General features: G+C 59.8%; 20 protein-coding genes and 1 pseudogene. 11 read left to right on the forward strand and 10 right to left on the reverse strand.

Annotation, left to right across the window (positions count from 1 at the left end; all coding sequences use genetic code 11):
* Window positions 1-88: 88 nt before the first annotated feature.
* The 4 genes from B0E50_RS16945 to B0E50_RS16960 form a co-directional block, all read right to left on the reverse strand.
* Window positions 89-643, reverse strand: a complete 555-nt coding sequence (locus B0E50_RS16945; protein ID WP_077442474.1) for a hypothetical protein — start codon at window positions 641-643, stop codon at window positions 89-91.
* Window positions 644-817: 174 nt separating this feature from the next.
* Entirely contained in the window at window positions 818-2,158 is a 1,341-nt protein-coding gene (locus tag B0E50_RS16950; RefSeq protein ID WP_077442475.1) for an XVIPCD domain-containing protein, read from the reverse strand.
* A 12-nt stretch (window positions 2,159-2,170) separates the two neighbouring features.
* Window positions 2,171-2,788: a hypothetical protein gene (locus B0E50_RS16955; protein WP_139350906.1), complete on the reverse strand. Its 618-nt coding sequence runs from the start codon at window positions 2,786-2,788 to the stop codon at window positions 2,171-2,173.
* A gap of 189 nt (window positions 2,789-2,977) precedes the next feature.
* The gene (locus B0E50_RS16960; protein ID WP_077442477.1) at window positions 2,978-3,406 is read right to left on the reverse strand and encodes a hypothetical protein; all 429 of its coding nucleotides are present in this window, start codon (window positions 3,404-3,406) and stop codon (window positions 2,978-2,980) included.
* A 197-nt stretch (window positions 3,407-3,603) separates the two neighbouring features.
* Between B0E50_RS16960 and B0E50_RS16965 the strand changes: the two genes are divergently transcribed.
* Entirely contained in the window at window positions 3,604-3,885 is a 282-nt protein-coding gene (locus B0E50_RS16965; protein ID WP_077442478.1) for a type II toxin-antitoxin system RelE/ParE family toxin, read from the forward strand.
* A 16-nt stretch (window positions 3,886-3,901) separates the two neighbouring features.
* Window positions 3,902-4,192: a HigA family addiction module antitoxin gene (locus B0E50_RS16970; RefSeq protein ID WP_077442479.1), complete on the forward strand. Its 291-nt coding sequence runs from the start codon at window positions 3,902-3,904 to the stop codon at window positions 4,190-4,192.
* A gap of 16 nt (window positions 4,193-4,208) precedes the next feature.
* Here B0E50_RS16970 and B0E50_RS16975 read toward each other — a convergent pair whose 3' ends face one another.
* Window positions 4,209-6,032, reverse strand: coding sequence for a peptidoglycan-binding domain-containing protein (locus tag B0E50_RS16975; RefSeq protein ID WP_077442480.1), 1,824 nt, complete (start codon window positions 6,030-6,032; stop codon window positions 4,209-4,211).
* 30 nt (window positions 6,033-6,062) lie between these two features.
* The gene (locus tag B0E50_RS16980) at window positions 6,063-6,572 is read right to left on the reverse strand and encodes a hypothetical protein (protein WP_139350907.1); all 510 of its coding nucleotides are present in this window, start codon (window positions 6,570-6,572) and stop codon (window positions 6,063-6,065) included.
* A gap of 109 nt (window positions 6,573-6,681) precedes the next feature.
* Here B0E50_RS16980 and B0E50_RS16985 point away from each other — a divergent pair.
* Window positions 6,682-7,173 (forward strand): annotated as a pseudogene (locus B0E50_RS16985) (methylmalonyl-CoA mutase); the annotation flags it as partial.
* A gap of 207 nt (window positions 7,174-7,380) precedes the next feature.
* Entirely contained in the window at window positions 7,381-10,359 is a 2,979-nt protein-coding gene (locus tag B0E50_RS16990) for a protease pro-enzyme activation domain-containing protein (RefSeq protein ID WP_077442482.1), read from the forward strand.
* A gap of 246 nt (window positions 10,360-10,605) precedes the next feature.
* On the opposite strand, the gene B0E50_RS16995 is transcribed toward B0E50_RS16990, so the two are convergent.
* A complete protein-coding gene (locus tag B0E50_RS16995; RefSeq protein WP_077442483.1) occupies window positions 10,606-11,346 on the reverse strand; it encodes a hypothetical protein in 741 nt (246 codons plus the stop codon).
* A 264-nt stretch (window positions 11,347-11,610) separates the two neighbouring features.
* Here B0E50_RS16995 and B0E50_RS17000 point away from each other — a divergent pair, with 264 nt between their 5' ends.
* The 3 genes from B0E50_RS17000 (at window position 11,611) to B0E50_RS17010 (ending at window position 14,220) form a co-directional block, all read left to right on the forward strand.
* On the forward strand, window positions 11,611-12,186 hold the full coding sequence (locus B0E50_RS17000) for a Spy/CpxP family protein refolding chaperone (RefSeq protein WP_077442484.1): 576 nt from the start codon (window positions 11,611-11,613) through the stop codon (window positions 12,184-12,186).
* Window positions 12,187-12,259: 73 nt separating this feature from the next.
* Complete coding sequence (locus B0E50_RS17005) at window positions 12,260-12,958, forward strand: response regulator transcription factor (RefSeq protein WP_077442485.1); 699 nt, start codon at window positions 12,260-12,262, stop codon at window positions 12,956-12,958.
* Window positions 12,955-14,220 (forward strand): ATP-binding protein, encoded by a 1,266-nt coding sequence (locus tag B0E50_RS17010; protein ID WP_139350908.1) that lies wholly within the window; start codon window positions 12,955-12,957, stop codon window positions 14,218-14,220. The genes B0E50_RS17005 and B0E50_RS17010 overlap by 4 nt, the downstream gene beginning before the upstream one ends.
* Window positions 14,221-14,311: 91 nt before the next feature.
* Here the strand turns inward: B0E50_RS17010 and B0E50_RS17015 are convergent, their stop codons facing one another.
* The gene (locus B0E50_RS17015; protein ID WP_077442486.1) at window positions 14,312-16,642 is read right to left on the reverse strand and encodes an isoamylase; all 2,331 of its coding nucleotides are present in this window, start codon (window positions 16,640-16,642) and stop codon (window positions 14,312-14,314) included.
* 454 nt (window positions 16,643-17,096) lie between these two features.
* On the opposite strand from B0E50_RS17015, the gene B0E50_RS17020 reads away from it, so the two are divergent.
* The 3 genes from B0E50_RS17020 to B0E50_RS17030 all read left to right on the forward strand — a co-directional run bounded on the left by B0E50_RS17020 (window position 17,097) and on the right by B0E50_RS17030 (window position 19,314).
* Window positions 17,097-18,044: an RDD family protein gene (locus tag B0E50_RS17020; RefSeq protein ID WP_168170902.1), complete on the forward strand. Its 948-nt coding sequence runs from the start codon at window positions 17,097-17,099 to the stop codon at window positions 18,042-18,044.
* A gap of 92 nt (window positions 18,045-18,136) precedes the next feature.
* Entirely contained in the window at window positions 18,137-18,550 is a 414-nt protein-coding gene (locus tag B0E50_RS17025) for a hypothetical protein (protein WP_077442488.1), read from the forward strand.
* Window positions 18,547-19,314, forward strand: coding sequence for a hypothetical protein (locus tag B0E50_RS17030; protein WP_139350909.1), 768 nt, complete (start codon window positions 18,547-18,549; stop codon window positions 19,312-19,314). The genes B0E50_RS17025 and B0E50_RS17030 overlap by 4 nt, the downstream gene beginning before the upstream one ends.
* A 15-nt stretch (window positions 19,315-19,329) precedes the next feature.
* Here B0E50_RS17030 and B0E50_RS17035 read toward each other — a convergent pair whose 3' ends face one another.
* Together B0E50_RS17035 and B0E50_RS17040 are read right to left on the reverse strand one after the other, a co-directional pair.
* Window positions 19,330-19,992 carry a DUF4145 domain-containing protein gene (locus B0E50_RS17035; RefSeq protein WP_168170903.1) on the reverse strand — a complete coding sequence of 221 codons (663 nt, stop codon included), beginning with the start codon at window positions 19,990-19,992 and terminating at the stop codon, window positions 19,330-19,332.
* A 113-nt stretch (window positions 19,993-20,105) separates the two neighbouring features.
* Window positions 20,106-20,747: a hypothetical protein gene (locus tag B0E50_RS17040; RefSeq protein WP_077442491.1), complete on the reverse strand. Its 642-nt coding sequence runs from the start codon at window positions 20,745-20,747 to the stop codon at window positions 20,106-20,108.
* A gap of 324 nt (window positions 20,748-21,071) precedes the next feature.
* On the opposite strand from B0E50_RS17040, the gene B0E50_RS17045 reads away from it, so the two are divergent.
* Window positions 21,072-23,813, forward strand: a complete 2,742-nt coding sequence (locus B0E50_RS17045; RefSeq protein WP_077442492.1) for an S-layer homology domain-containing protein — start codon at window positions 21,072-21,074, stop codon at window positions 23,811-23,813.
* Window positions 23,814-23,954 lie beyond the last annotated feature (141 nt).

The following is a 23,954-nucleotide window of genomic DNA, read 5'->3' on the forward strand; positions in this document are numbered from 1 at the left end:
GAGAGGGTCAGCGAGAGGGGTGCTCGTTGCCATGGCGTAGCAACAAGAAGTGCGCCCCAAGCCCCGTACAGACAAAACAGGCTGTCTCTTACTGCCCGTTGGTCCCGCTTATGCCACCGGGACCCACAAATATGCCGCCGACAGTGGCGCCTATGCCGCCAGGACCCGCCGAATAATTGACGCCCCCTTGTTGCGCTGGCGGCGCGGCGCAAATATTTTTGCCCATCGGCGAAAGGCAAGGATCGGGTTTGCGATCAGCCCATGCATTGGATGTGGCATCGTTTTCAGCCATTTCTCTTGCTGTCATCTTTCCCATGGCCGTGCTTCTTGCAGCGGTGAGGGTGTTGAGTTTCTCCGTCCATATACGGGCCTTTGCCTTGTCGCGAGAAGCCCTGATTTCCTCACCTTCAGGAATCATCTGCGCTATCTGAAGATCGTATGGGATAACTTCCGGCGATAGCAGGCCACGGCGAACCGCCTCGCGATCCATTTCAACGATCCTGGCCCATCCAGCACTCGCCGAAAGCGGCGCATTCGACTCTGCACTCGTCACGCTCCGGTTCTGCAGGGGAATCATCTGACATCCAGCCAGGACGGCTGCGATGAAAAGCGCCGAGATACATTTTCCTGTTGTCGTCTTCATATTTCCTTCCTTGGCAATGACGCCGATTGCTTGATGCGGTGGATGGATTCAATCAGCGGAGCGGCCGTGGCCATTGCGCCGTCGATTCAATAGCGGGCAGCGACATCAAACATATTTCGCGTCTGCCAAGCTTGAATGAGTGCGTTTTCAAGAATGAAAACGGGATCAAGAATGTCAGCGTTGCATCACCGTCTGATCCAGCTGCGGATTTTGCATCTGTTGCATGGATGGTGTGGTCTGTGCCGGTGCGGGCTGCTGAATATCGTGTTGCCAGTGAACGCTGCTTTGTGCGACAGGCGTACCGATCGACTGGGCCACGTTGACGTCGGTATAGCGCTTGAACAGGGAGTTGACGTCGCCCTGTACCGCATACGCGTGAGTAGCATCATCGCTCAGCACGACATGGTCGACCCGGTTCATGCCGTTGCCGTGAGCGGCGACGGCCAGAGCTGCAGCGAGGTTGTCGCTGCGCTGATCGGGTGCGCGTCCCTGTTGCGCATCCAGGCGATGCACGGCGTCGAGTGCCTGCAGGTACATTCCATTGCCGGGGTGCGTGGTGTCGGCGAGATTCGGCGGGAGCTGCACTTGTGCGGTTTCGCGTAGCTTCGTGTCGATGGCCTTGTGCGTTGCAGGACCAGCAATGCCATCGTCATGCAGATGATTCGCGCGTTGGAAGGTGCGTACGGCGTCGTGTGTCATCGGGCCGAAGTTGTGACCGTGATTGGTCAGACTCTCACCGTGGGGGCCTTTGTATCCCAACTGGTCGAGTTTGCTTTGGAGTTCGGCGACGCCGGCACCATGGTCGCCCTTGCGCATGGTCTCGCCGGGCTTGGGCTCAACACCTGCTGCGTGATGCGACTTGCCATGCTCGTTCGCGCCCATGCTGGCGAGTTGATTCAGGTCGATCGTTCCGTCTTTGACGCCTTTTACCAATTTCGGGGTGATCGTGCCTTTCCAAAGATCCGACTGAATCACACGTTCGCTGGCGCCATTCGGACCACCATTGATGATGGCACCCGCATGTTTGGCATCTTCGCGGTATTTCTCGGGAACCTTATCTTTCCAGTAGGCGATGGCGAGTTTTGCGGCCATTTCCGGTTCGGCTGCCTGATCGGGATTGTTAGCAAGGTCGACGCCAAACTTGTTGCCAAAAGTGGTGTAGTTGTCGCGGCCGGTGTATTGAAAATAGCCGCGGCCATGGAACTTGTAGCCATCACCAGGCGTGTTATTGCCTAGATCGGAGCGGCCTTCGTACAGCACCTTGGCGACTTCTTTCGGATCGTGGCTGTCGACCGCAGCCTGAATTTCATCACGCGTGTAACGTACGGCTGCGCTCTTCACGGCACCAACGACGTTGTCCACGGAGGAATACCGCAGACCTTCGTGCATCGTGCTGAAGCCTCTGGTTTCGAGCGAGGCATTGCCCATGATGTTGGCGAGCTCAGCAGGTGATTCGATGCCCGCTTCGACGCAGCGCTTGAACAGGAGGGCGGAGCTTTCGTTGAACTGTGGCATGGTGAACTCCTTTTACTTGCTGGTCTTTCCGTGTTTCTCGAGAATCTCGGCCATGGCGTCTGGATCAACGGACGACAGCGGTGTCCACGTGAAGTCCTTTGGATACGACGCACTGACGTTAGAGACGCTGCTGCCATCAGGATTCGAGGCTGTCGCGCGCTGCAGATACCACGCGTTCTTTTGCTTCGACCACGCGAAGTAGAAGGTGCTGTCACCCTTATCCTTCTGGTTGATGTAGATAATGCTGGCTGGTGTCACGGTGAGGTTGTCGTTCAACGACATGGCGGGGGCGTTACGTGCGACATCGTTGTACGTGCAATCCACCGCCTTCGTGCTGCGATCGGCTTCGCCGAGCTTGCCGTTCTTCTGGCGCAGAACCACCAGCTCGCAAGGATTGTTGTCGAAGTCGTAATCACTCTTTCCAATGACCAGGTGGCGAATGACGATCACCGCTCCCTGAGTGCCGTCGTTGTAGAGGTCGGCAGGCTTATAGGCAAGCAGGGTGTCGGTCGGCCTGACAAGGGCGCGCACGTCGCTGGGTACAGTGGTTGGGGAGGTGCCGGCTGGTGCGGCGACGCATGTGATCACGCCTGCACCCAACGCCATGGTCGTCAAGAAACGGACTTTCATTAAGCATACCTCGTGGACTGTTTGCCGCTGCTGGTGCGAATCTGGTGCGATATCGTGGCGCGATGTGTGTCTTGCGAGATGATGCATCCACCCAATCTGGCGCTTTTCTATCAGTTGCTGTCGTTCGGGCAGTCGTTGTCGAACGATCCGCGTTTCCCTTCGACGGTGGGATGAAGCACGACATACTTCTCAAAGGTTCTCGCGGTCCCTTTGCCGTTCCCCCCGGTACCAGGCCAGATCACTCCTTTGGCGGACCAAATAGTCGCTCTCTTCGGTTTCGTACGTGGGGCACACGGCGTACCCGGAATGTTCGTCACCGCCGCAGTAGCGTACAAACAGCTTGTTGCCGCGGATGCGGCCCTTGAGTGATCCGTCCGATCCCCTCAGTCGTGTGCCATTGCTCCAGTCGCCTGTGACGTCTGTATTTTTCTGCGTTAGTTTGATTTCAGCGTAATGACCGAAATGACAATTGTTGTGGTAAGTCCAATAGCCATCGAAGGCGTTCGATGCGGTGTCCTTTGCGTACGCCGAGCTGAGAAGCTGGCCGACGACCAGTGTGCCGAAAAGGAGGACACCGAGGGGCTGATGCAAACGGACACGAGCGGGGATGTGGAACATGCGGTTTCCATGAGAGGCGAATCCCGAAATCCTTTGTCAGGAAGCCTAGCATTGGCACTTCGCAGGAGAGTGTGAGCCTGCTCGGGAAATGCTGTGGGGGAAAGGCGCTGTGGTGACCCAGGGGATCACCGACAAGGTGCCGGGCAGCACAGCCATGACGACTTGCGTTATATGACGACTAGCGTTATGGTTTATCCGTGATCAGGAACTTTGCCGACAAGGAAGCGGAAAAGGTCTGGGGCGGTACGCCATCCCGGCGTCTGCCTTCCGACATCCAGCCCGTGGCGCGTCGCAAGCTGCGTATGCTCGCGAACGCCTCTGTGCTGGATGATCTTCGCGTTCCGCCGGCCAATCGGCTCGAAACCCTCAAAGGCAACCGCAAAGGCCAGTACAGCATCCGCATCAACGATCAATGGCGCATCTGTTTTCGATGGATTGACGGTGACGCCCACGACGTGGAAATCGTCGATTACCACTGACGCAAACGAGTCAACCATGAAGACGCTGCCCAACATCCATCCCGGTGAAATTCTGCTCGAGGAGTTCCTTACTCCCTTGGGCATCAGCCAGAACGCGCTGGCGCGTGCCGCCGGCGTGCCGCCGCGTCGCATCAACGAGATCGTACTCGGCAAACGCGGTGTTACGGCGGATACGGCTGTGCGTCTCGCTGCTGCCTTGGGCACCAGCGAGCGATTCTGGCTCGGCCTGCAAGCGGACTTCGATCTGGAAGAGGCTCATCGTGTGCTGGGCAAGAGGGTCGAGCAGATCGAGCGTATTGCAGCGTGAGGATTCTGCGAGACCTCTAAGGTGAGCGCTGCAACGCCGGCTGATCCAGTTGCGGGTTTTGCACCTGCTGCATGGGTGGCGTGGTCTGGGCCGGGGCTAACTGTTGAATATCGTGTTGCCAGTGAACGCTGCTTTGTGCGACAGGCGTACCGATCGACTGGGCCACGTTGACGTCGGTATAGCGCTTGAACAGGGAGTTGATGTCGCCCTGTACGGCATATGCACGAGTGGCGTCATCGCTGAGCACGACATGATCGACCCGGCTCATGCCGTTGCCGTGAGCGGCAACAGCCAGTGCCGCCGCGAGGTTGTCGCTGCGCTGATCGGGTGCGCGTCCCTGTTGCGCATCCAGGCGATGCACGGCGTCGAGTGCCTGCAGGTACATCCCGTTGCCAGGGTGCGTGGCATCAACGAGAGTCGGGGCAGCTTGCGATTGCGTGGCATGTTTCAGGGCTTCCAGCGTCTTCGCCCCTGCAATGCCGTCTGCATGGAGATTCTGGCTGCGTTGAAATTCTTCCACCGCTGCCTTGGTACCTGGGCCAAAGTTGCTGTCCGGCACAAGGGGGCGACCGTGGGCGTCATGCAGGCCGAGCTGGGCCAACTGCGCCTGCAGATCGTGGACCTCAGCGCCACGGTCGTGTTCACGCAAGGTGCCTGCGTGTTGTACGTGATCGGTGGGCGTGTGCTGGGTCGGGCCTGACTGGTGATGCAAAACACTGCCCGGATGCGTGACGTGCAGCAACCGCTCATCCGCGCCATTGCGACGGATGTTCACGTCAAGGGTATGGTCGCGATTGGCCACTGTCGTGATGTCGCGGCCGGATACATCGCTCCACTGCCCGTGGATGAAGGCACGCCCGTGCCCGGTCTTGTCCCATTCGACGAAATCGCGCCCCTCCGCATAAAAGCCGCGGCCGCTAGCTGTCCTGGCATAGGAGCCGCCGGCTTCCAGCGCGTCGACCATCTGTCGCCCGTGCGTCGGATCGACAAACATGTCCTTCACCGCGGGGTAGGTCTGGCTCAGATGCGGGTGAGCCGTGTCGGCAGCTAGCCGAGTCGGATTCACCAGCGGATCGGCCAGCACGTCTTGCCATGGCGTGTGCATGGCGTTGTTCGTTGTTGCATGCTGCATTGTGTTGAAGAGGCCTGCGCCACGTAGCGCGTCGTCTCTCCCGGTCTGCATATAGTCCGGGATATGGTCGATGGCACCGCTGACATCGGTGACGCTGTGATACGTGCCGTCGCCGATGTGGTCCACGATTCGCTGCCCCCAGCGCTCGCTCTGGTTGTAGGCCTTGGCGCTGATCGCGATCATTCGCGCCTGATCATCCGCCGAGGCATGCCGATAAAGCTCGCTCGTACGCAGCGGTGTAACGACATGGGTCATCAGTTTGTTCACTTGCTCCACGTCGCGGTTGTGTACGAACGTGATGCCGTCATCGCTCGCAAGAAACGCATTCATGTGCGATTTGACGGTGGCATCCAAATCGCGGCCATGGTCGCGGTCATTGATCTGATGGCCGTCTCGGCTGAGATCGGCAATCGTCTGCGTCCGCTGCGCGACGGTCAGGGTCCAGTCGGCGTGATGGGCTGTCGTCCATGTCTGGTAGGCGTCGGTCAACTGGGTGGCGACCATTCCGCCGCTCTGGCCGAGATCGCTCTGCAAGGTGCCGATCGAATAGCCGCTGGCTGCCACCGGGTGCAGCACGGAGTTGCCCTGCGCATCGTGCGAGATATTGCCGGCAAAGCTCAATTGGTAGGCCTTGTCCAGGCCTTCAGAGCTCACCCCGATGGCAAAATAAATGAGAGATTTGGCTTCGTTGTCCGTCAATGTGGGCATGGAGTTCTCCTTAACTCTGAGCTATCGCAATTAGTTCTTGTCGTCGGTGCAATGGTCGTCGACAGGCAGATGTTTTCCCTTGATTACCGGATGAAGTACCACGTACTTCTCGTAGGTGCTTTCCTCCTTCTTGCCGACCTTTCGGTACCAGACGAGATCGCTCCCCTGGCGGGCGAAATAGTCGCTCTCCTCGGTTTCATAGCTGGGGCACACGGCGTAACCGGCGTGTTCGTCGCCGCCGCAGTAGCGCACATACAACTTGCCGTTGCGGATACTGCCCTTGAGTGATCCATCCGAGCCACTCAGCCGTGTGCCGTCTGTCCAGTCGCCGGTCACGTTTTCGCCTGTCTGGGTCAGGGTTACCGTGGCTGAATGCTGATAGCCGCAGGTTTGTTTGTATTTCCAGTCGCCAGTAAAGGCCTTGGCGTCGGAAGCATCTGCCGCATGTGCCACGCAGAGAATCTGACCAGCGACCAGCACACCGAGCAAGAGCGCTCTGCGGGACCGGCGCAGTCGATTACGAGTGGAAATGGGGATCATGAGTACTCCTTTTAAAAGGGCGGGTCCTGAAATCCTTTGCCGAGAAGCCTATCATCTGCACTTTGCGGCAAAATGTGAGCCTGCTCGGGAAATGCTGTGGGGGAATGGCGCGGTGGCGGTCCGGATGATCATCAACAATGAGCGCTCTCACAACAACGAGAACCCTTGGCAGGGCAGCCGCGTTGGCAGCGTGCTTGGCGCGATGGACACCATGTAGCAGCACGGCAAGATCCAGGAAGAGTCGATGTATTACAGCGTGGTCGATCAAGGCTGCAAGAAGCACGACGACTCATTGCCGCTGATCGGCGCCAACACCTTCCCAAGTGCTTTGTCGACTGGGGACCACGGCGGCGAGATCGCCACCGAGATCGAGCTGATCCGCTCCGCCGAAAAAGAGAAGATCCAGCAGATCGCCAACGTGAAGCGTTACGGCGAGGCTTGCAACTCGTTGGCCTCAGGCGGCCTCAAGGTGTTGCAGGTGACGGCGTGCAATTTGCGCAATGTGCTTGAGCAGCTGGTCGAGGTGGTGAAGTACAACCCGCTGGGGCAGATCTCGCATGCGCTATATGATGTGGGTGGGGAATATCGCCGGAATATGTGATGGCAGTAGATCTAACAAAAAGCCCGTCAGAAGATGGGCTTTTTATGCGCTACGGCTTGAATGGGCGTCTGCGCTTTTGGGTCTTTGATACTCGTGTCGTGCGACACTGTGGGTTGTGGGCACAGTAGCAATGGGGTAAGGGGCAAATTCGAAGGCTTTTTTCAAGCGCGACGGACCAGTTAGCTCGCCGGGCGCTTGAAGGTATGGGTGACCAATATCGTGACTGCACGCAAATTTTCGGTTCGGGAATTTGTGCAAGAGAAAAGCCGCACCGGGAGCTTATTGAAGGATGGGGCAGCCATGGACAAGTCAGGGGGATGTATGTTCAGAAGTCGGTGCGTAAAGAAACTAACAATGGTGATAGGTCTGGCCTTGCTGGGCACTTCGTTGGTTGCCATGGCGCAGTCGGCGGACAACGTCGTTGCGACATCTGGCGGCACCGCGATGCAAGTGCTGCATCCTGCAGTGACATTGCACGATGGCGATCGGATGCTTGGCCCGCTGGCTTTTTCGCAGCCGATGCACATGGTTGTGACGTTGAAACTGCGTAATGAGCAACAACTCGACGATTACATCGCCAAGCCGGGGTTCAGGCCACTGACCTCCGGGCAGTTTCGAATGCTTTACGGGCCAACCAAGGAACAAGCGCGAGCTGTCGCCGATTACCTGACCAAGGTGGGTTTCGGCCATGTGAAAATTGCCGGCAACAACGCTTTTGTCGAGGCCGACGGAAGCGCCGACACGGCACAGGCCGCATTCAAAACCTCGTTCATGCACGTCAAGACGCATGACGGCAGAGATGCATTTGCCAATAGCAGCGCGATACATATACCGAGCAACCTGCAAGGCGTGGTGCACGCTGTACTTGGTGTGCAAAACGTGCACATCGCTCACACAATGGCGCGGCGCTACGATCCGCTCGCCGCGCACACGATGGCTGTGCAAACGGAAGCCACGGGTACTGCGACAGGGCACCAGCCTTCGGACTTTCCTCTGATCTATGGCGTCGGTGGCATGCCAAACGTGAGCGCCGTGGCCGTAGGTTCGATTTCTGCGGGGGCGATGACCAATGTTCTGAATGACCTGAAGTCGGTGGACCCGGGTGTCGCCGTCATCCTCAAGGGCAATACCGGTGTCGGCAGTGGCACTGGCGCGAACGATGGTGATGTCGAGTGGGACCTGGATAGCCAGAGCATCATCGCCTTCACCCATGTGAAGCAGTATTACTTCTACGTTGCCAGCTCAATGAACGACGCGGACCTTGAAACCGCCTTCGCTCAAGTGGTGTCGGACAATGTGCTGAGGGCCATCGACGTGTCGCTGGGCGAATGCGAATCCCAGGCAGAGTCGGATGGCTCCGCTGCTTCCATGGATGCAACGTTCAAGCAGGCTGTGGCGCAGGGTCAGACATTCTTCGTGGCGGATGGCGACAGCGGAGCGGATGAGTGCAACAACGGCATGGAAGAACCGAGCTGGCCGTCGAGTTCCGAATACGTAACGGCAGTTGGCGGTACTTCCCTTTACACGAGTTCAAATACCGTCTGGCAAGGTGAGCAAGTTTGGAACAATACCGTCCAAGGCCACGGCGGCACCGGCGGCAGCCCCAGCCAATACGAGCCGATACCTGTATGGCAGCAGGGCGTTCCCGGTATCACGGATCAGGTCCATCGCGGTGTGCCCGATATCGCTTTCGAGGCCGATCCCGCTAGCGGCGCTTTAATCACTATCGATGGCACGCCGGGTCAGCAATACGGCGGTACCAGTCTGGCTGCGCCGCTTGCGGTAGGCATGTGGGCGCATGTGCTTCAGGCCGACGGCACCAGTCTCGGTTTTGCGTCGCCCGTTATCTACAAATTGGCGCAGGCGTCGGAGTTCAGCTACAACGACGCCTTTCACGACGTCGTGTTCGGCTCAAATTCCAATTTCGGTCCTGGAACGTGTTGTAGTGCCGGCCCGGGCTGGGATTACACGAGTGGTTGGGGCAGCGTGATAGTCCAACCGTTTGCTGAGCAAACGCCAAGTTATGGCGCGAGTTCTCCGTTCGTATCGTTTGGCACTTTACCTGCCTTACAGGCTACTACTCCAATTCCGGGAAGCATGCATGCTCCTGGTGACTTTAACGGCGACGGCACATCCGATCTGTTGTGGTTCAATCCGTCGTTAAGCCAGGTGGGTTATTGGACCATGACTGCCATGGCGCCCATGGGCACTGGTAGTGGTGTTGTCAATCTGACGGGACTCGCTACCTACAACGTGACGCCTAATTACTTCGTCGGTGCCGTGGGTGATTTCAACAACGACGGTTATGCGGATCTGGTTTTCACCAGTGCCAATCGCGATCTGTGGTTGTGGACCAACAATGAGCATGGCGGATTCACGTCTACCCGGATCGGCACCACTGACTATCCCAGCCAATGGCAGCTTATTGGTGCTGGCGATATTGACGGCGATGGCCATGATGACCTTCTTTGGCTGGATCCCGCTGATTGCAAGTTCGGCTATTGGACCATGAACGACGCCACAGTCACGGGCTATCACACGGTCAACATTGCCTGTGGCTATTACCCGATCAGTATTGGCTACTACACGCCGTCGAATCGGCTCAGCATAGTGTGGACGAGTCCAGCCAACGACTTGTACATCTGGGATAGCACAGGAAGCACCACCGGTGGCTCCACGGGACAGGGCTTCAACGCTTACAATGTGAGCGCGTATTTTCCGAACATTGGCCACATCGCCTCCATCGGTGGCGGCTACCAAGGTTTGAACATAGGTATACAGGCATACCAGCAAGCCCCTGCAGCATCGGGTGATTTTCTACAAGGGACGGGGACGCTTTTTTCGCGTTCCTTTGATGCCAACGGCAATCAAATCGGCATCCAACTGACACCCGTATACGGCCCGATTGCTGTCGACGAGTTTGGATCGGCGGGTTATGTCATTGCCGGCCATGGAGTTAATAACACCGGCGTCTACACCATCAACATCGATAGCATGATGATAGGTACGGGTGGCTTGTATGGGGGTTGGAATAATGCGGCATTTTCCGGAAATGCTCCTGAATTTCCCGGCCCAACTGGAATTACTCCTAGCAGTTGGGGTCTTACCAACGGTTGGAGTTATCCCGTTGGCTGGTGGGTCGTAGGAGCGCTTTTCAACGGTACAGAGGCACCGCCCTGGTATTGAGTTTGCCGATTCGCGTCCCAAAGCAATGGTCCGACAACACGGACGGTAGAGAGGGTCAGTCACTGCTGTCGGTAGAGGAACACGTGGTTCTGCTTGCAGCCGTTGCACATGAAGTGTGGGTATTCATCACTGACATATCGCCGGGGCAGATCAGCCATGCGTTTTACGATTCCGCAATAAACAAGGCCGCCGAAAGGCGGCCTTTTCAATTGAGCGCTCATCACGGTCGAGTCATGCGTCCTCGGCTCACGTCATTGTCTGCATAGCGTCGGCGCGGTCTGTTTGCCGCGAGAGTGATCCGGAGTTAGCCGGCTTGCGCACGAGAAGCACGGCCGCCGCGACATTCCAGATCAATTGCGCCACCAGAATGCTGAGCAGGGAGGTCATGGTCATGTAGGTTGCCGACCCGGCGATCAGGGCGACGACCAGCAGGCTCGACAGCACGCCGACCACACCGGCGGTGCGATGGAAGCCGCGCTCCTGCACCAGTGCAGCCGACCAGGCCAGCGTGCCGACGGCCTGCAGCAGCCAGCCCAGCTTCGCCATGTCGTTGAGCGCCACGCCGGCGTAGCGGATCAGGTTGTAGGCAAAGGCGACGCGCTCGGGCGTGGCGGTGATCGCATCCATCGCGATATGCGTGGTCACGAAGCCGTCCGTGATCGTCGCGCCGATCATGGCGATGCAGCCGATCAGGTAGGTGGTCAGGCCCGCCAGCACCAGTGGCCGGTGCAGTCCCAGTCGTCGTGCCAGCGTGGCATAGCCGAACGCGAAGGCGCACACGCTGGCAATGGCCACGGCATGCACCAGTTCCTTCAATCCCTGCAGTCGGGCGATGCCTTGCATGATTTCCAGTGGATTGTTGCCGCCACCGCCGTGATCGAGCGCGACGAAAATCGTCGAGAGGATGGTAGCGGCTGCTATGGCGATTCCCGCGGTGCGGGTGCGCTGCAGGGACGGGTCGGTGGGTGTCGCGGCATCGTGGTGCATCGCAATCGTTCCTATGGGCGGTGCATGTCGGGGATCGCCATGCTGGCCGACAAGCTAGCGGCAGCGTCTTTGGGGAATGTCTGGGTCAGGTAAAGATTTGCAAACCGTCCGCGCAAGCTGCGCGGGTCGCAGCGATGCCGCGTGGCTTCTAAATAAAACTTTACAAGGCGCTTGTTCGGGCTGAACAAGCGCCGGCCACCCTGTACCTGTCCGCGGATCCGATGGTCGCGGCCATTCCCCACATTCCAACTACAGGTAGCCGTCATGAAAAACACGACAACAACCGCATTGACCCCAGCCTCATCCCGTGGCCCGCACTGGAAAGCCACGCTGCGGCGCAGCTTCGCGCTGGTTGCCGCACTCGCCGTCGGCTCGACCGCCGTATATCTGACTGTGCCGAACCTGGCGCGTGCGGTCGGTGCAAGCACCACCGACAATGGCGGCTCCTTCTTCCAGCGGATGCATGGCGGCGCCCAGTCGCCGGAAGAACTGCACGCCCATTTCGACAAGGTGCTGACCGAGGCCGGTGCCAACGATGCGCAGAAGCAGCAGATCCACGCCCTCATGAAGCAGGCGATGACCGCCGAACACGCCGACATGGAGAACTACCACGCCTCCTTCGGCCACCTGAAGGCGCTGCTCGCCGCCGACCCGATCGACGATACGGCCATCGCGACGCTGCGCACCGAGCAGGATCGCCTGGCACTGTCGGCCAGCCACCGCCTGTCGGACACCGCGGTGGCCATCGCGCGCATCCTGACCCCCGCGCAACGTGTGAAACTGGGTGCCGAGATCGACCAGATGATGGATTCGCACATGGCGCAACACCACGCCATGTGACGCGTCGCCATATGATCCGCAGCTGCCACCACACACAGGCGGCAGCTGCATCCACCATCCAGTGAGCCGAGCCGTGTCCCAACGCATCCTGATCATCGACGACGACGAGCGCCTGTGCGGGATGCTGGAGCAATACCTGTCGCAGAGCGGCTACCAGGTGACCTCGCGGCACACCGCCAGCGCCGCGCTGGCCGAGCAGCGGCGCGCGCCGCCCGACGCGATCATCCTCGATCTGATGCTGCCTGATGCGAGCGGCCTGGACGTATGTACCCAGCTGCGCGAATCCACCGGCGTGCCGATCATCATGCTCACCGCGCGCGGCGAAGCCACCGATCGCGTGGTCGGTCTCGAGCTGGGTGCGGACGACTACCTGCCCAAACCGTTCGACCCGCGCGAACTGCTGGCCCGGCTGCGCACCGTGCTGCGTCGCGGTACCGCGCTGATCAATCCGATCCTGCGCTTCGGTCGGCTGGAGATCGACCGCGAGGCGCGCCAGGTGCGCCTGGATGGGCAGTGCCGCAACCTCACCAGCTACCAGTTCGACATCCTGCTGGCGCTGGCCGAGCGCGCCGGCCGCGTGGTCAGCCGTAACCAGCTGCTCGATTGCGTGGCGGGGCGCGCGATGGATGCGTTCGACCGCACCATCGACGTGCATATCTCCAATATCCGTGCCGCGATCGAGGATCAACCCAAGCAGCCCAAGCGCATCCTCACCCTGCGCGGGGTCGGCTACCTGTTCACCCGGGTGCAGGACGATGGAGCGCCGCTGTGATCCAGCGCCTGTACGTACGCATCTACCTGACCACGCTGGCCTCGCTGGTGGTGGTGGTCATCCTCTTCGCGGTGTTGTGGCAATTCACCGCCGAGCGCGCCGCCAACGTGGACCACGACCGCTTCATGGCGGCGCTGATCGGCAAGGCGCTGCCGGCAGGGGGCTCGGTCGACGCATTGCAGACCTCGCTGGCCGGGCTGGTGGTGCCGCCGATCGAAGGGTTGGCACTGTATGACCGGCAGGGAGTCCGCCTGGCGAGCGCAGGCAATCAGGCCGGGATCAGCAGCCCCGCCGCAATCGCGCAGAGCAAGCCGGGTCACGGCATGTTCGTGGCCCAGCTGATCAAGCTGGACGACGGCCGTGTGGTCGTCGCTCGCACCCATACGGACTCGCTGCAAATGCATCTGGGTGGACTCGCCCTGATCGGCTTGATTGCATTGGCCGTCGCGCTGGGCACGTATCCGGTGGTGCGCCGGCTGACCCGACGGCTCGAGGCGCTCGCCAGCGATGTCGATCGTTTCGGCGGTGGCGACTTGAGCGTGCGCGCTCCGGTATCCGGTCAGGACGAAGTGTCGAGCCTGGCGGCCAGCTTCAACGGCATGGCCGACCGCGTCGCGAGCCTGCTTGAAGCGCACAGCCGCATGCTGGTCAACGCCTCGCACGAGCTGCGCTCGCCGCTGGCGCGCGTGCGGCTGGCGCTGGAGCTGTACGAGACGGCACCGCGCGCCGAATTGCTGCACGGCATGCGCCAGGATTGCGCGGAGATCAGCGAGCAGATCGAGGAGATCCTGCTGTCCAGCAAACTGGACACCGTCACGACCGCGCCGCCGCAGGACCCGGTGGATCTGGCCGCGCTGGTGGCGGAAGAGAGTTCGCGGCTCGACATCCCGTTTGAGGTCGTTCCCGCGGAAGTCCGCGGCGATGGGCGGTTGTTGCGCCGGCTGATCCGCAACCTGCTCGAAAACGCCCTGAAATACGGCGGCCAGGGCGTGGATGCCCACCTGGACATCGACGATCACGGTCAACGCATCCTGCAAGTCGGCGATCGCGGGCCGGGCATCGCCGAAGCCGAACGCGAACGCATCTTCGAACCGTTCTATCGCCCGGCCAACACCGCGGAAACCGGCAGCGGCTGGGGACTGGGGCTGGCCCTGGTCAGGCAGATCGCTGACCGCCACCGCGGCAGCGTGCGCTGCCTGCCGCGGGCGGGTGGGGGCTGCGTATTTGAATTGACGCTGCCCGCTCCGAGTGAAGCGGCCTGAACCCTCTCCCCGTCGGACGATAGTCCCCTTCTTGGGAGAGAGGGCAAGGTGAAGGACGGGTGCTCGCGACAAGCACCGCTTTCCCAGCGAGCTACTTCGAGATCAGCAGCAACAGCGACTGCCCGCACTGGCTGTAATTGGTGCCCGCACCACCGATAAGCGCTTCGTTGCCCGGGGTGACGAAGGTGTTGGCGCCGTCGTTCCAGTTGCAGGTGTCGGTCACGCGATACCAGTTGGTGCCGGTGGGCGGCGCCGGCAAGGTGAAAGTGACGCTGCCGGACCAGCCGTTATAGGCGATGTACATCGAGTTCGCGTCGCCGAACGAAGACCCATTGACGGTATAGGCGAGCGCGTAGTTGCTGGTGTTGTTCCAGTAGCTGCTGGTGGCGACCGCACCACTCGGCTGGTACCACACGACCTGGCTGGCGGTGTACCAGGTGGCAGGGCGCAGCGCCGGATGCGCCTTGCGGAAGGCAATGAGGCGCTGGGCGAAGTTGTAGAAGTTCGACTGGTCGGTACTCCAGCTGTAGTTGAGCCAGTTGGCGGTCGAGTCGAGGTTGTAGGCGTTGTTGTTGCATTGAAGCGAGCGCAGGTATTCGTCGCCGCCCTGCATCAGCGGCGTGCCGGCCGACAGCATCTCGAAGGCCATGCCGGTACGTGCGGCGCGGCGCTGGTCGTAAGCCGTTCCCGTACCGGCCGACATGCCCTGGTCCCAGCTGTAGTTGGTGCTGGTGCCGCCGTCGGACGGTCCGTACGGCCATGCCTGGCTGTTGCTGGAGCCGTTGCAGGAATAGACGTCCTTCAGCGTCATGCCGTCATGCACGTCGATGAAGTTGGTGGAGTTCCACGGCGAACGGCCGCTGGCCTGGAACAGGTTGGATGAGCCGGAGAAATCGTTCGCATCCTGGGTGATGTAGATCGTCATGTTGCCCAGCTCGTTCTGCGCCTGGCGCAGGCTGTCGCGGAAGACACCGTTCCATTCGGACCAGCCTTTCGGGAATCCGCCCAGCTGGTACGAATTGCCACCGATCGCCCAGGGCTCGGCAAACAGATCCAGTCCGCTGCCGCCGGTGGCCGGGCGCACGGTGAACTCGTTGAGGATGCGGTTGATGGCGACATTGGAATCCGCGGCGTCGAAGTTGTATCCGCCGTTGGGGCAGTTCGGCGCGGCCGATTCGTAGCTGCCATTCAGGCAGCTGTTGCCCAGCACCGAGGCGAGGTCGAAGCGGAAGCCGTCGACGCCCATGGTGTTGGTCCAGTAGGCGAGGGAGTCGACGATCAGGTTCTGCGCGACGGTGTTGTAGGTGTTGAAGTTGCCGCCGACGCCGGTGTTGTCGTAGTAGTACTGGTTGCCCGAGGTGAGTTCGTAATACGTGGTGTTGTCCAGGCCGCGCCAGGAATAGATGGTCGCCGTGGTGGGATCGGAGCTGCTCCAGGTGCCGCCTTCGCCGGTGTGGTTGTAGACCACGTCCATGTAGACCTTGATGCCGGCGTTGTGGAACGCCTGCACCATCGCCTGGAACTCGGCGGTCGGGCCGCCGGCGGCCTTGTTGTAGGCATAGTGGCGATCCGGCGCGAAGTAGTCTTCGGTCATGTAGCCCCAGTAGTTCTGGTTCGCATCCGAATTCGGCACGACATCGTTCGCATCGTTCTGGGTTTCCTGCACGGGCAGGAACTCGACCGCGGTAACGCCGAGACTGGCCAGGTAGCTCGCCTTAAGTCCGGCGCCGTAATAGGTGCCCTGGTACTGCGTGGGAATGCTCGGGTCCTGCTTGGTCAGGCCGCGCACATTCACCTCATAGATCACGTCGTCCTTCTGCGCGCGCGTCGGCTTGGTGCCGGTGCTTTGCCCACTGGCCGACAGCACGATGCCCTTCGGTGCATAGGTGCCGCTGTCGATGGTCCGGTAACTGGCGCCCGACGCGAACACATCGGCATTCTGGTTCGATGTGTTCAACGGGTCCTGACTCATTTCCTGCGCGTAGGGGTCCAGCAGCAGCTTGTTCGGGTTGAAGCGGTTGCCACTGGCGTCGACGTCCGAAATGAAGCCCGCCGCCGAGCCTTTGCCCCAGCTCGCGTTATACGGCCAGTTCGGGCCCCAGGCACGGTAACCGTAATAGACCGCTCCGGTAATGCCGGCGGCCTGGATCGAGGACACCGGCACCGTCACCGCCCAGACGCCGCTGCCTGCCGGGCTCAGCACATAAGTCGCGGAATCCTGCACGCCGTAACCGCTCGCATACAGGTAGAGCGCCATGCGGGTGGCCTGGGAGGAATACACCCGGAAGGTGATGCTGGTTTTCTGGGCGTTGTAGCTTGCGCCGAGGCTCATGCTGTTGATGGCCGCATGGGCAGGCATGATCGGGGCGACGGTGAGACCGGCGATGGCCAGCCACACGGCGAGGATCTTCGGACATTTCATTCGGGTCTGCCTCCATCCTGTTTCGTTGATGATCAGGTGCAACAGAGCGACGTGATTGCGTGCGATTCCTGGAACGGTCAGGTGTGCCCTGACGGCCTGCGATTGCCGTGGTGATGTTCGAAGCCGACATGCATGGCATGTCTGTGAGTGCGATATGGGTAATGCGGTAGCCCCTGCGTCGCATGGTAGGAAGCATCGCAATGCAGCAACCAGCGGATGCATACGTATTCATTGGAATGCGATGCACGGATTTGTGTGGCCGTATCGCGCGGCATGCGTCGGCCGGCGACATGAATGCCACGGTCTTCAGGTAGTACGAGGTGAGTTACCTGTCCTTTGCCCAAGCCGCTTGCAGAGGCCTTTTGTCGGACGATGGCATGGGCGCATTTGTCGCAGCGCACCTCGCCTCCCGACGGTTCTTGCGGCAAGATGTCCCGACTTCAGGGGGAAGTACATGGACGCATTGCATGGGGAAGGTGGGCCGAATCGCGAGATTGGCGGCTTCTGGCGCCGTCTGGGGGCCTTCGTGATCGACCTGATTCTGCTCGGTATGGTCGGCTGGATTCTGGGCGCGCTGCTTTTCGATACGTTCGCGCGCATGGGCGCCTATGCGAAGCTGATCGGCTTTGCGATCGCGCTGGCGTATTTCGGTATCTGCAACAGCCGCATTGGCGGCGGACAGACGCTGGGCAAGCGCTGGCTGGGTGTGCGTGTCGTCGATGCCCACGACCAGTTGCTGTCGCTGCCGCGCTCGATGCTGCGCTATGTGGTGCTGGGAGTTCCGTTCTTTGCGAATGGGCTGCCGCTTGATCCCAAGCTGGCAATGTCGACCCCGATGGGTTACCTGCTCGCCCTCGTCGTATTCGGTGGCATGTTCGCCATCATCTACCTCTACCTGTTCAATCGCCGTACGCGGCAGTCCCTGCACGACCTGGCGGTGGGCTCGTACGTGGAGCGTTTCGATCGTGCGGCGCAGCCCGTACCGTTTCCCATCCTGTGGCGTGGGCATATCGTCGTGGTGGCCCTGCTCGCTGTTATCGCCCTGAGCGCGCCAGCGATAGCAACCCGGTTCGCGCAGACCACGACTTTCGCAGGCATCCTGCCGCTGTACCAGACGTTGTCCACCCAACCCCACGTGATGACGGCGCAAGTCGTACGCGGGTGGTCATCCATCAATGGCGGCAACGCCACACACTCCCTGCAGTCGTCGCTGCGGCTGGATGCGCCGCTGACCGAAGACGGCGACATGGCCAGGCACATCGCGCAGCTGATGGCGAAGGCCGATCCGGATATCGCCAACGAGGATGTCGTCGTGGTGACTCTGGTCTACGGTTACGACTTGGGCATCGCGTCGGGTTGGAAGAAGCATGGGTATTCGTTCAAGCCGGGTGAGCTGCAGTAAGTCAGTCGTTTCTCGGCAAGGTAGAGAGTTTCGTCGGATAGTGGGCACGTATCAGTTCGCTGCGAAGCAAGGGACAGATCGGGGGTAGGGGAATGGAGACGCAGGCATCCGCCAAGCCAAGGGAAGTTCGCCTCGGCATTCTTTGCCTTTGGGCTGGGTTGGCACTGGGGTTGATCAACAGCATCACGCACATCTTTCGATTTGGAACCCAGCTTCCCCTGGCGATCCTGGGGTCGACATTCCTGCTTACTTTTCTGTTCTCGGCGTTCTTCATCTACAAGATTTCGCAGGGGCGGAGCTGGGCGAGAGCCACGTATTTGATCCTGCTCCTCTTCGGCATCGCGTACACACTTCGTGGTCTGGCGGTTGAATTCAGCCATGACCCCGTGATGGCAGTGACAAGCGTGGTACGAGTGATCGTGCTGGTCTATGCGATGTATTTGTTATTCAGCTATCCGAGCGATGCCTGGTTTAAGGGCCGCAAGAAGCTGGCGCCCGCACCATGAATCAACAGGCCTGCAAACGGGTGGATCGATTCTGCAGGCCTAATCAATGGATGGTCGGATTGCGCGCGTTGCTACATGGCGATATCACCGACGCTCACCAGCTGTTGGACAACGAGCAACGACTCGCGGACCAGTCGTTGGACAGGGCGCTACCCAAAAGCGAAGCGATGGACGTCGTGCCAAAGGGCGCGACAGACCGGGGCGGCATATTGAAGGATGCGGACAACGCCCACAGGTGGTTAGTGAGCCAATACCGGCACGGAGTCCACTATATACATATCGAATTAGAGGTTCAGCACGAAGAACGCACCAGCATAGAAGCCAACGGTGAGACGTTCGGGTTGATATTCACCGCAACACGCAAGCTAGGGCACGTCACTGCCCAGCACGTTCTAGCGACGCCATCCGGCAATCTGCAATCAATTCTGCTGCCTGATATGTATGCGCCGGGAACATGGGACGACGCTCGTCCGGTTCTGATAGAAACGGCATCCGGCTACTTGAAGGCGCAACTTGATAGCGCATTGAGTGAGCGGTGGCTATATATCGACGGCTATCGCGTTTGGGCCTCGCATAGCGTCAACGATTCCGACACCCGATGGCAATGCGTGATCTTCAAAGGTAACGAGCGGATTGGCATGAGGAGTGGAATCATTCGTCATATAGCCCCGGTCGACTCGATCAACCTCGCAGAGATAAACAGCGCGGTTGCCGTTGGCGTTCGCAAGTTTCACGACGAAAGCAGTGAGGGCGCAGCAGAGTGAACACGTCTGGATTTTCTAAGGTTTACGTCGCACACGGAAGTCTGCTACCTGCCTAGGCAGCGTAAACGTGTAGATGAGAAACATCTCCGTGAAGTGCGCTGCGTCCATGGCATCTTCTTCGCTAACTTCCCCGAGTTCGTGAATTTCGTTGCCTACGACGCGAACATTGTTGGCCCATTCGATTAGGGACTGCGCAATGCCCATCCTCGGTCCAAGCTCTTTAATTCGTGCGGCAAGGGTCTGAGGTGCTTTTACGCCATCTTTCGGTTCATCCCAAAGGATTTTGGTCGCGCGATCAAGCGCTGTGCGGAAAGATCCGGCTGCGAGGGTCCATTTTTTTACTTGGAGTACATCAAGGCCATCTATGAAGGCCTTCGCCACACTCAAATCCACATGCTCTGGGGCTTCGTTAACAGGCATATCAGGAATAATGCTAAGCAGTTTTATATGATCGCTGTATTGTGTGATGTCGCCTCGAAATGGGGTGCGACTCGGGTCCAAAGGTATGTGTGCGACAGCCTCAAGGACAGCAATCGTGTGTTTCCCACAATGCGAGCATTGCAGTAACACCTCGCGGCGGGCCGTTCCCGGTTGATTAGCTGGCGGCTCACCATAGACGACATGGTGAATGGATTTTGGATGCGAGCAGCGCGAGCATGGGGTGGAAATCGTAAGCATGACCATAGGTCCCTGTTCCAACTATTGCCACTGATCATAGGCGATAGCGTCAGCGAATAAGGGAAGGTGCACTCGTAAGCTCCTATTTTTTTTCGATCGCGATAGCAGCCATGTCATGCCGTCAGTGCTTTTTTCAACAGCACGTCGTACAGCTCCAACCGAAGCCGCGCCCCGACCTGCAGCAGGGTTAGCCAATAGACGATCATCAACGCACCGAACAGGATGACTTCACTCCAGCTCGGCTGTGGCGGCCAATGCATGTCCTTGAACTGGATAATGAGGGCGGCGAAGACGGGCAGGGCACCCAGCTTGTCCAGGTTGCCAGTCAGCAGGGGCAGCTTGCTTTGCATTCGCAAGGTGCGGAGGCTGGCGAAGGCGCTCATGGCTTCAACACGTTCGCGTGGGAAGGTGCGTAGCCACGCGACCAAGCCATCGTGATGTGGCATGTCGAAGTCCAGGATCTCGGCGAATTCGCGCCGATCGGCGGCGGGTGTGAACTTCATGCCGGGCAGCTCTGCGATAGCGACAAGGACGAGTCCCACGATTTCGATGATCAGCAGTGCGCTGAGTAGTACCGATACCCAGGATTTCGCCGGCAGCACTTTGCCGAGTATGAGTACCAGCGCCCCTGCGATGGCGACTAATGCGATGCCCCACTTTGCCTTGCGGGATGACGAGATCCTAAGGGATGGATGCAGCGGTAACGCCTCGATCTTCTCATCCAGTGCTGCGAACGTAAGTGCCGGTGATTCCATGTCTGCTCTCTCCCTGCCGGAAACCTTAGCTAGGTTCACCCTCAAGCCGGGGCGTTGGCAACTAATTGCAACTGACCATCAGAACCCCTTGCAGACGTGATTCGTCGCGGCTGACGCGATGAGGGGCGATGGCTGGTACACCGGAAGTGGCTCTAATCCTGTCGAGCGGCCATCCCCCGGGGCATTCCCATGGGCCCTGACAATTTGGGCTACACCTTTTGCTAGATATGCATCCTGGCCATTCGGCGCCAGGCTAATCGGCGCCAGGCGAGTTCGCCGGGCCAGAGGCAATTCCACAGGATTCGCCACTCAAGGAAAGTTCACATGGAAAAGACCCACGCGCATGCCGCTGTCGTGTGCGCTGCGATGGCTGTGATGGGGTTTGTGACTACGGCCTGGCCTGGAGCCATACATGCCCAGACCATCAAGGATGCCACGGAGGATGCCGGCGTTGGGTACACCACGCTGACGATCACCGGAACGGATTTGTCCAAAGTGAAATCGCTCGCGGTGGGCGTTGTCCCGATCGATATCACGCATCGTTCGGATACCAGCATCGCCGCCGAAGTATTTCTCCCGGATCCAGGCGAGTCCGGCCCCCATGCTCCTGCCGCTGGCACCACCGTTCCGATTCTCGTCACGGGCACGGATGGAAAGACCAGGGCCGCCACGCAACGTTTCAGCTATCCCATTGCGGCTGCGCAGGTCTACGGGCCACTTCCGTTGCCCATGCCCAACGTGAACTCCAATTGCGATGCGCTCTGGTACCAAAACGGATACACGATTACCGGCATACCACAGCCACTAAGTACGGCATGCTCGTACTCGCTCGGCACAACCATGAATAGTGTCAGCCTGACCCGTACGTTCAATCTCGGGGCAGCGACCGTCGATACCGATTCGCCCACGTTTCACCTGGGCGTTGGCTTCAGGGGTGCGCCCTATACCATCCACCCCACTGGCTCTCTGCCGCATGTCGATGGCGTCGGCGGGTATTTTCTTGTTTCGGTCTACATGTGCACATTGAAGTCGGGCAACGTACCTTCGGGATCGTCATCAACCGACCCCAAAAATACCGAATGCAAGAATTGGGATGGAAACAAAGGGACGTGGCAACTGGTTTCGGGTGCCACCCAGGGTCGTGCCGTCGCTGGCGCCGACGCGAACAAGGCCAACGGCCTCGATCTGTCCGTGAAGACTGACAAGATTTTCGATGCAGACCATCTGGTCAGAACGCTGCTCTTCACAATCACTGCCGACCAATGTGCAGAGGGCATGCCATGCGATGGCGACACCGTCCAGGAACGGACGGCCTTTTCCTACCTCACCATGACGGCGGTGCGTGCGCCAACGGCGCGCGTGCAATTGGATGTGATCCCCTATGGGATTGTGTATCAGCCCCCCGGCAACGAAAGCACCGCGACCGTTACGCTGAACGACCAATACAACACCAACTTCACCTTGACCGACAGCTCCGGCACCACGAACAAAACAACGTCAGACCTGGCCGGCCAGATCTCCGCCACGCTCAGCCTTGAAGTCACCGGCGGGGGTGGGCAGAACTGGGACGACAGCACGACCAATGGCTTTGGCACCACGAAAACCAAGACCGATTCGAGCCAAATCACCACGTCGTTTACGGCGAGCCAGGGTGTCGGCCCCATCCATAGCCTTGTTCCCGGATCGGGCGAAACGTGTCCTTCGGAGACCAGCTGCTCGCCGTTGATCCCCGCGGTCGACGCGTACAGCAATGAACCGTTCTGGCAGGACAATTTTCTCCTGTTGATTCACCCGCAATTTGCCGTGTGGGAACAGATCGCCGGCAAGCGGATGACGGTGATGACGGCGGCTGTCCCCGTACTCGGGGAAATTACGGTGGCCGATCTTGCGGCCTGTGCGACGAGAGGCGGCATTCCCGGTATCGATCCCTGCACACTCAACTACACGGATGTGAGTACAACGGTCTATCAGTCGGCCCAGGTCAAATATCAAAGCAAGAAGAAATCGGTGACGCTCAGCACCAAGGAAGCCAAGCGCCTTCTTGCGCTCGACCCGTTCTACGGTGTCGGCCAGGCTGCCGAGATGGACCCCAAACGAGCCACGACGTTCGCCAGTTATTCCTACGGGGCGCAGGCAGGGGATCACCCGACGAACCATGCACTGAGTCTGGCCAACACCGCGGTCTCCTCGAGCACCATCGCGGATACGTCGCAATATACGTCGACCGTGACATCGGTGATCGGCAGCTCGTCCAGTTACGGCCTTTCGCTCAACCTGGGAGGGATTCTCAGCGAAGCCTTTACCATCGGCTCCACCGACAAGACCACCTCCGAGCTGGATACCACGCTTTCCTACGGCGATTCGACCGCCATCTCCAAGACGGTCAGCACTACGGCCGCCGGCACCTTGGCCGATGCCGACAATCTCTTTGGCCAGCTTCCGAGTGGACACGGGCCGTTGCCCAAGAAGCCAAGCGCGTCGGTATTTCTTGATCGCAAATTCGGCGGCTTCATGTTTGTGGATGCCTATGCGCCAGGCCCAGGCAGCCAAGCCGTGAAGATGCAGCGCGTGGCCATGAGAAGCGCGCTCATCGCGGAGCGCGGCAAGCAGCGCTTCAGCGACGTGCCCGGTGGCAGCACCGCACACGATGCGATTGGGGTCGTTGGCCGGGCCGGGTGGCTGCCGGCGCGCAGTGACGGCAAATTCTTGCCGAACGATCCCATGACCCGCGGCGATTTTGCCTACATGCTGGCGAAGGTGGCACGCCTGCAGCCGGGACCGCGTGCGACCGGCTTCACCGACGTGTCTCCGGCCAATATGGATGCGGTGTCCATCTCTGCCGTGGTCAAGTCCAGCTTCATGCAACCGCAATCGCCGACAACGTTCGCACCGTCCGCGACGATGACTTCCCAGGACTTGAATGCGGCACTGGCAAAGGCATTCCCGGCGCAGATCGCCACGCCGGGCAGGGTCGCCTTGTCGAACAAGGAAGTGCTCAGGGACGCACAGGCGCAGGTCACCCGTGCGGACGCAGCGGCGGCAATCGCGGCTGCGCTGCAACGATAGATGCAGTCATGCCGAACGGAACGTGCGAAGGATGCGCAACCCATGATCGGGTTTGAGGCAAGGACGCCTCTCTCGACGTCACGGGTCACGACCCCGCGCAGACGTGGTTCGTCGCGGCTGACGTGATGAAAAAGGTGCCAG

Origin of the sequence: Rhodanobacter sp. C01 (assembly GCF_002001045.1) — a bacterium.
Lineage (GTDB): Bacteria > Pseudomonadota > Gammaproteobacteria > Xanthomonadales > Rhodanobacteraceae > Rhodanobacter.

Bases quoted from the DNA above. Each gene is read 5' to 3' on its own strand.
- B0E50_RS16945 (WP_077442474.1), bottom strand. From the start codon at position 643: ATGAAGACGACAACAGGAAAATGTATCTCGGCGCTTTTCATCGCAGCC.
- B0E50_RS16950 (WP_077442475.1), bottom strand. From the start codon at position 2,158: ATGCCACAGTTCAACGAAAGCTCCGCCCTCCTGTTCAAGCGCTGCGTC.
- B0E50_RS16955 (WP_139350906.1), bottom strand. From the start codon at position 2,788: ATGAAAGTCCGTTTCTTGACGACCATGGCGTTGGGTGCAGGCGTGATC.
- B0E50_RS16960 (WP_077442477.1), bottom strand. From the start codon at position 3,406: ATGTTCCACATCCCCGCTCGTGTCCGTTTGCATCAGCCCCTCGGTGTC.
- B0E50_RS16970 (WP_077442479.1), top strand. From the start codon at position 3,902: ATGAAGACGCTGCCCAACATCCATCCCGGTGAAATTCTGCTCGAGGAG.
- B0E50_RS16975 (WP_077442480.1), bottom strand. From the start codon at position 6,032: ATGCCCACATTGACGGACAACGAAGCCAAATCTCTCATTTATTTTGCC.
- B0E50_RS16980 (WP_139350907.1), bottom strand. From the start codon at position 6,572: ATGATCCCCATTTCCACTCGTAATCGACTGCGCCGGTCCCGCAGAGCG.
- B0E50_RS16995 (WP_077442483.1), bottom strand. From the start codon at position 11,346: ATGCACCACGATGCCGCGACACCCACCGACCCGTCCCTGCAGCGCACC.
- B0E50_RS17000 (WP_077442484.1), top strand. From the start codon at position 11,611: ATGAAAAACACGACAACAACCGCATTGACCCCAGCCTCATCCCGTGGC.
- B0E50_RS17015 (WP_077442486.1), bottom strand. From the start codon at position 16,642: ATGAAATGTCCGAAGATCCTCGCCGTGTGGCTGGCCATCGCCGGTCTC.
- B0E50_RS17020 (WP_168170902.1), top strand. From the start codon at position 17,097: ATGGACGCATTGCATGGGGAAGGTGGGCCGAATCGCGAGATTGGCGGC.
- B0E50_RS17025 (WP_077442488.1), top strand. From the start codon at position 18,137: ATGGAGACGCAGGCATCCGCCAAGCCAAGGGAAGTTCGCCTCGGCATT.
- B0E50_RS17030 (WP_139350909.1), top strand. From the start codon at position 18,547: ATGAATCAACAGGCCTGCAAACGGGTGGATCGATTCTGCAGGCCTAAT.
- B0E50_RS17035 (WP_168170903.1), bottom strand. From the start codon at position 19,992: ATGCTTACGATTTCCACCCCATGCTCGCGCTGCTCGCATCCAAAATCC.
- B0E50_RS17040 (WP_077442491.1), bottom strand. From the start codon at position 20,747: ATGGAATCACCGGCACTTACGTTCGCAGCACTGGATGAGAAGATCGAG.
- B0E50_RS17045 (WP_077442492.1), top strand. From the start codon at position 21,072: ATGGAAAAGACCCACGCGCATGCCGCTGTCGTGTGCGCTGCGATGGCT.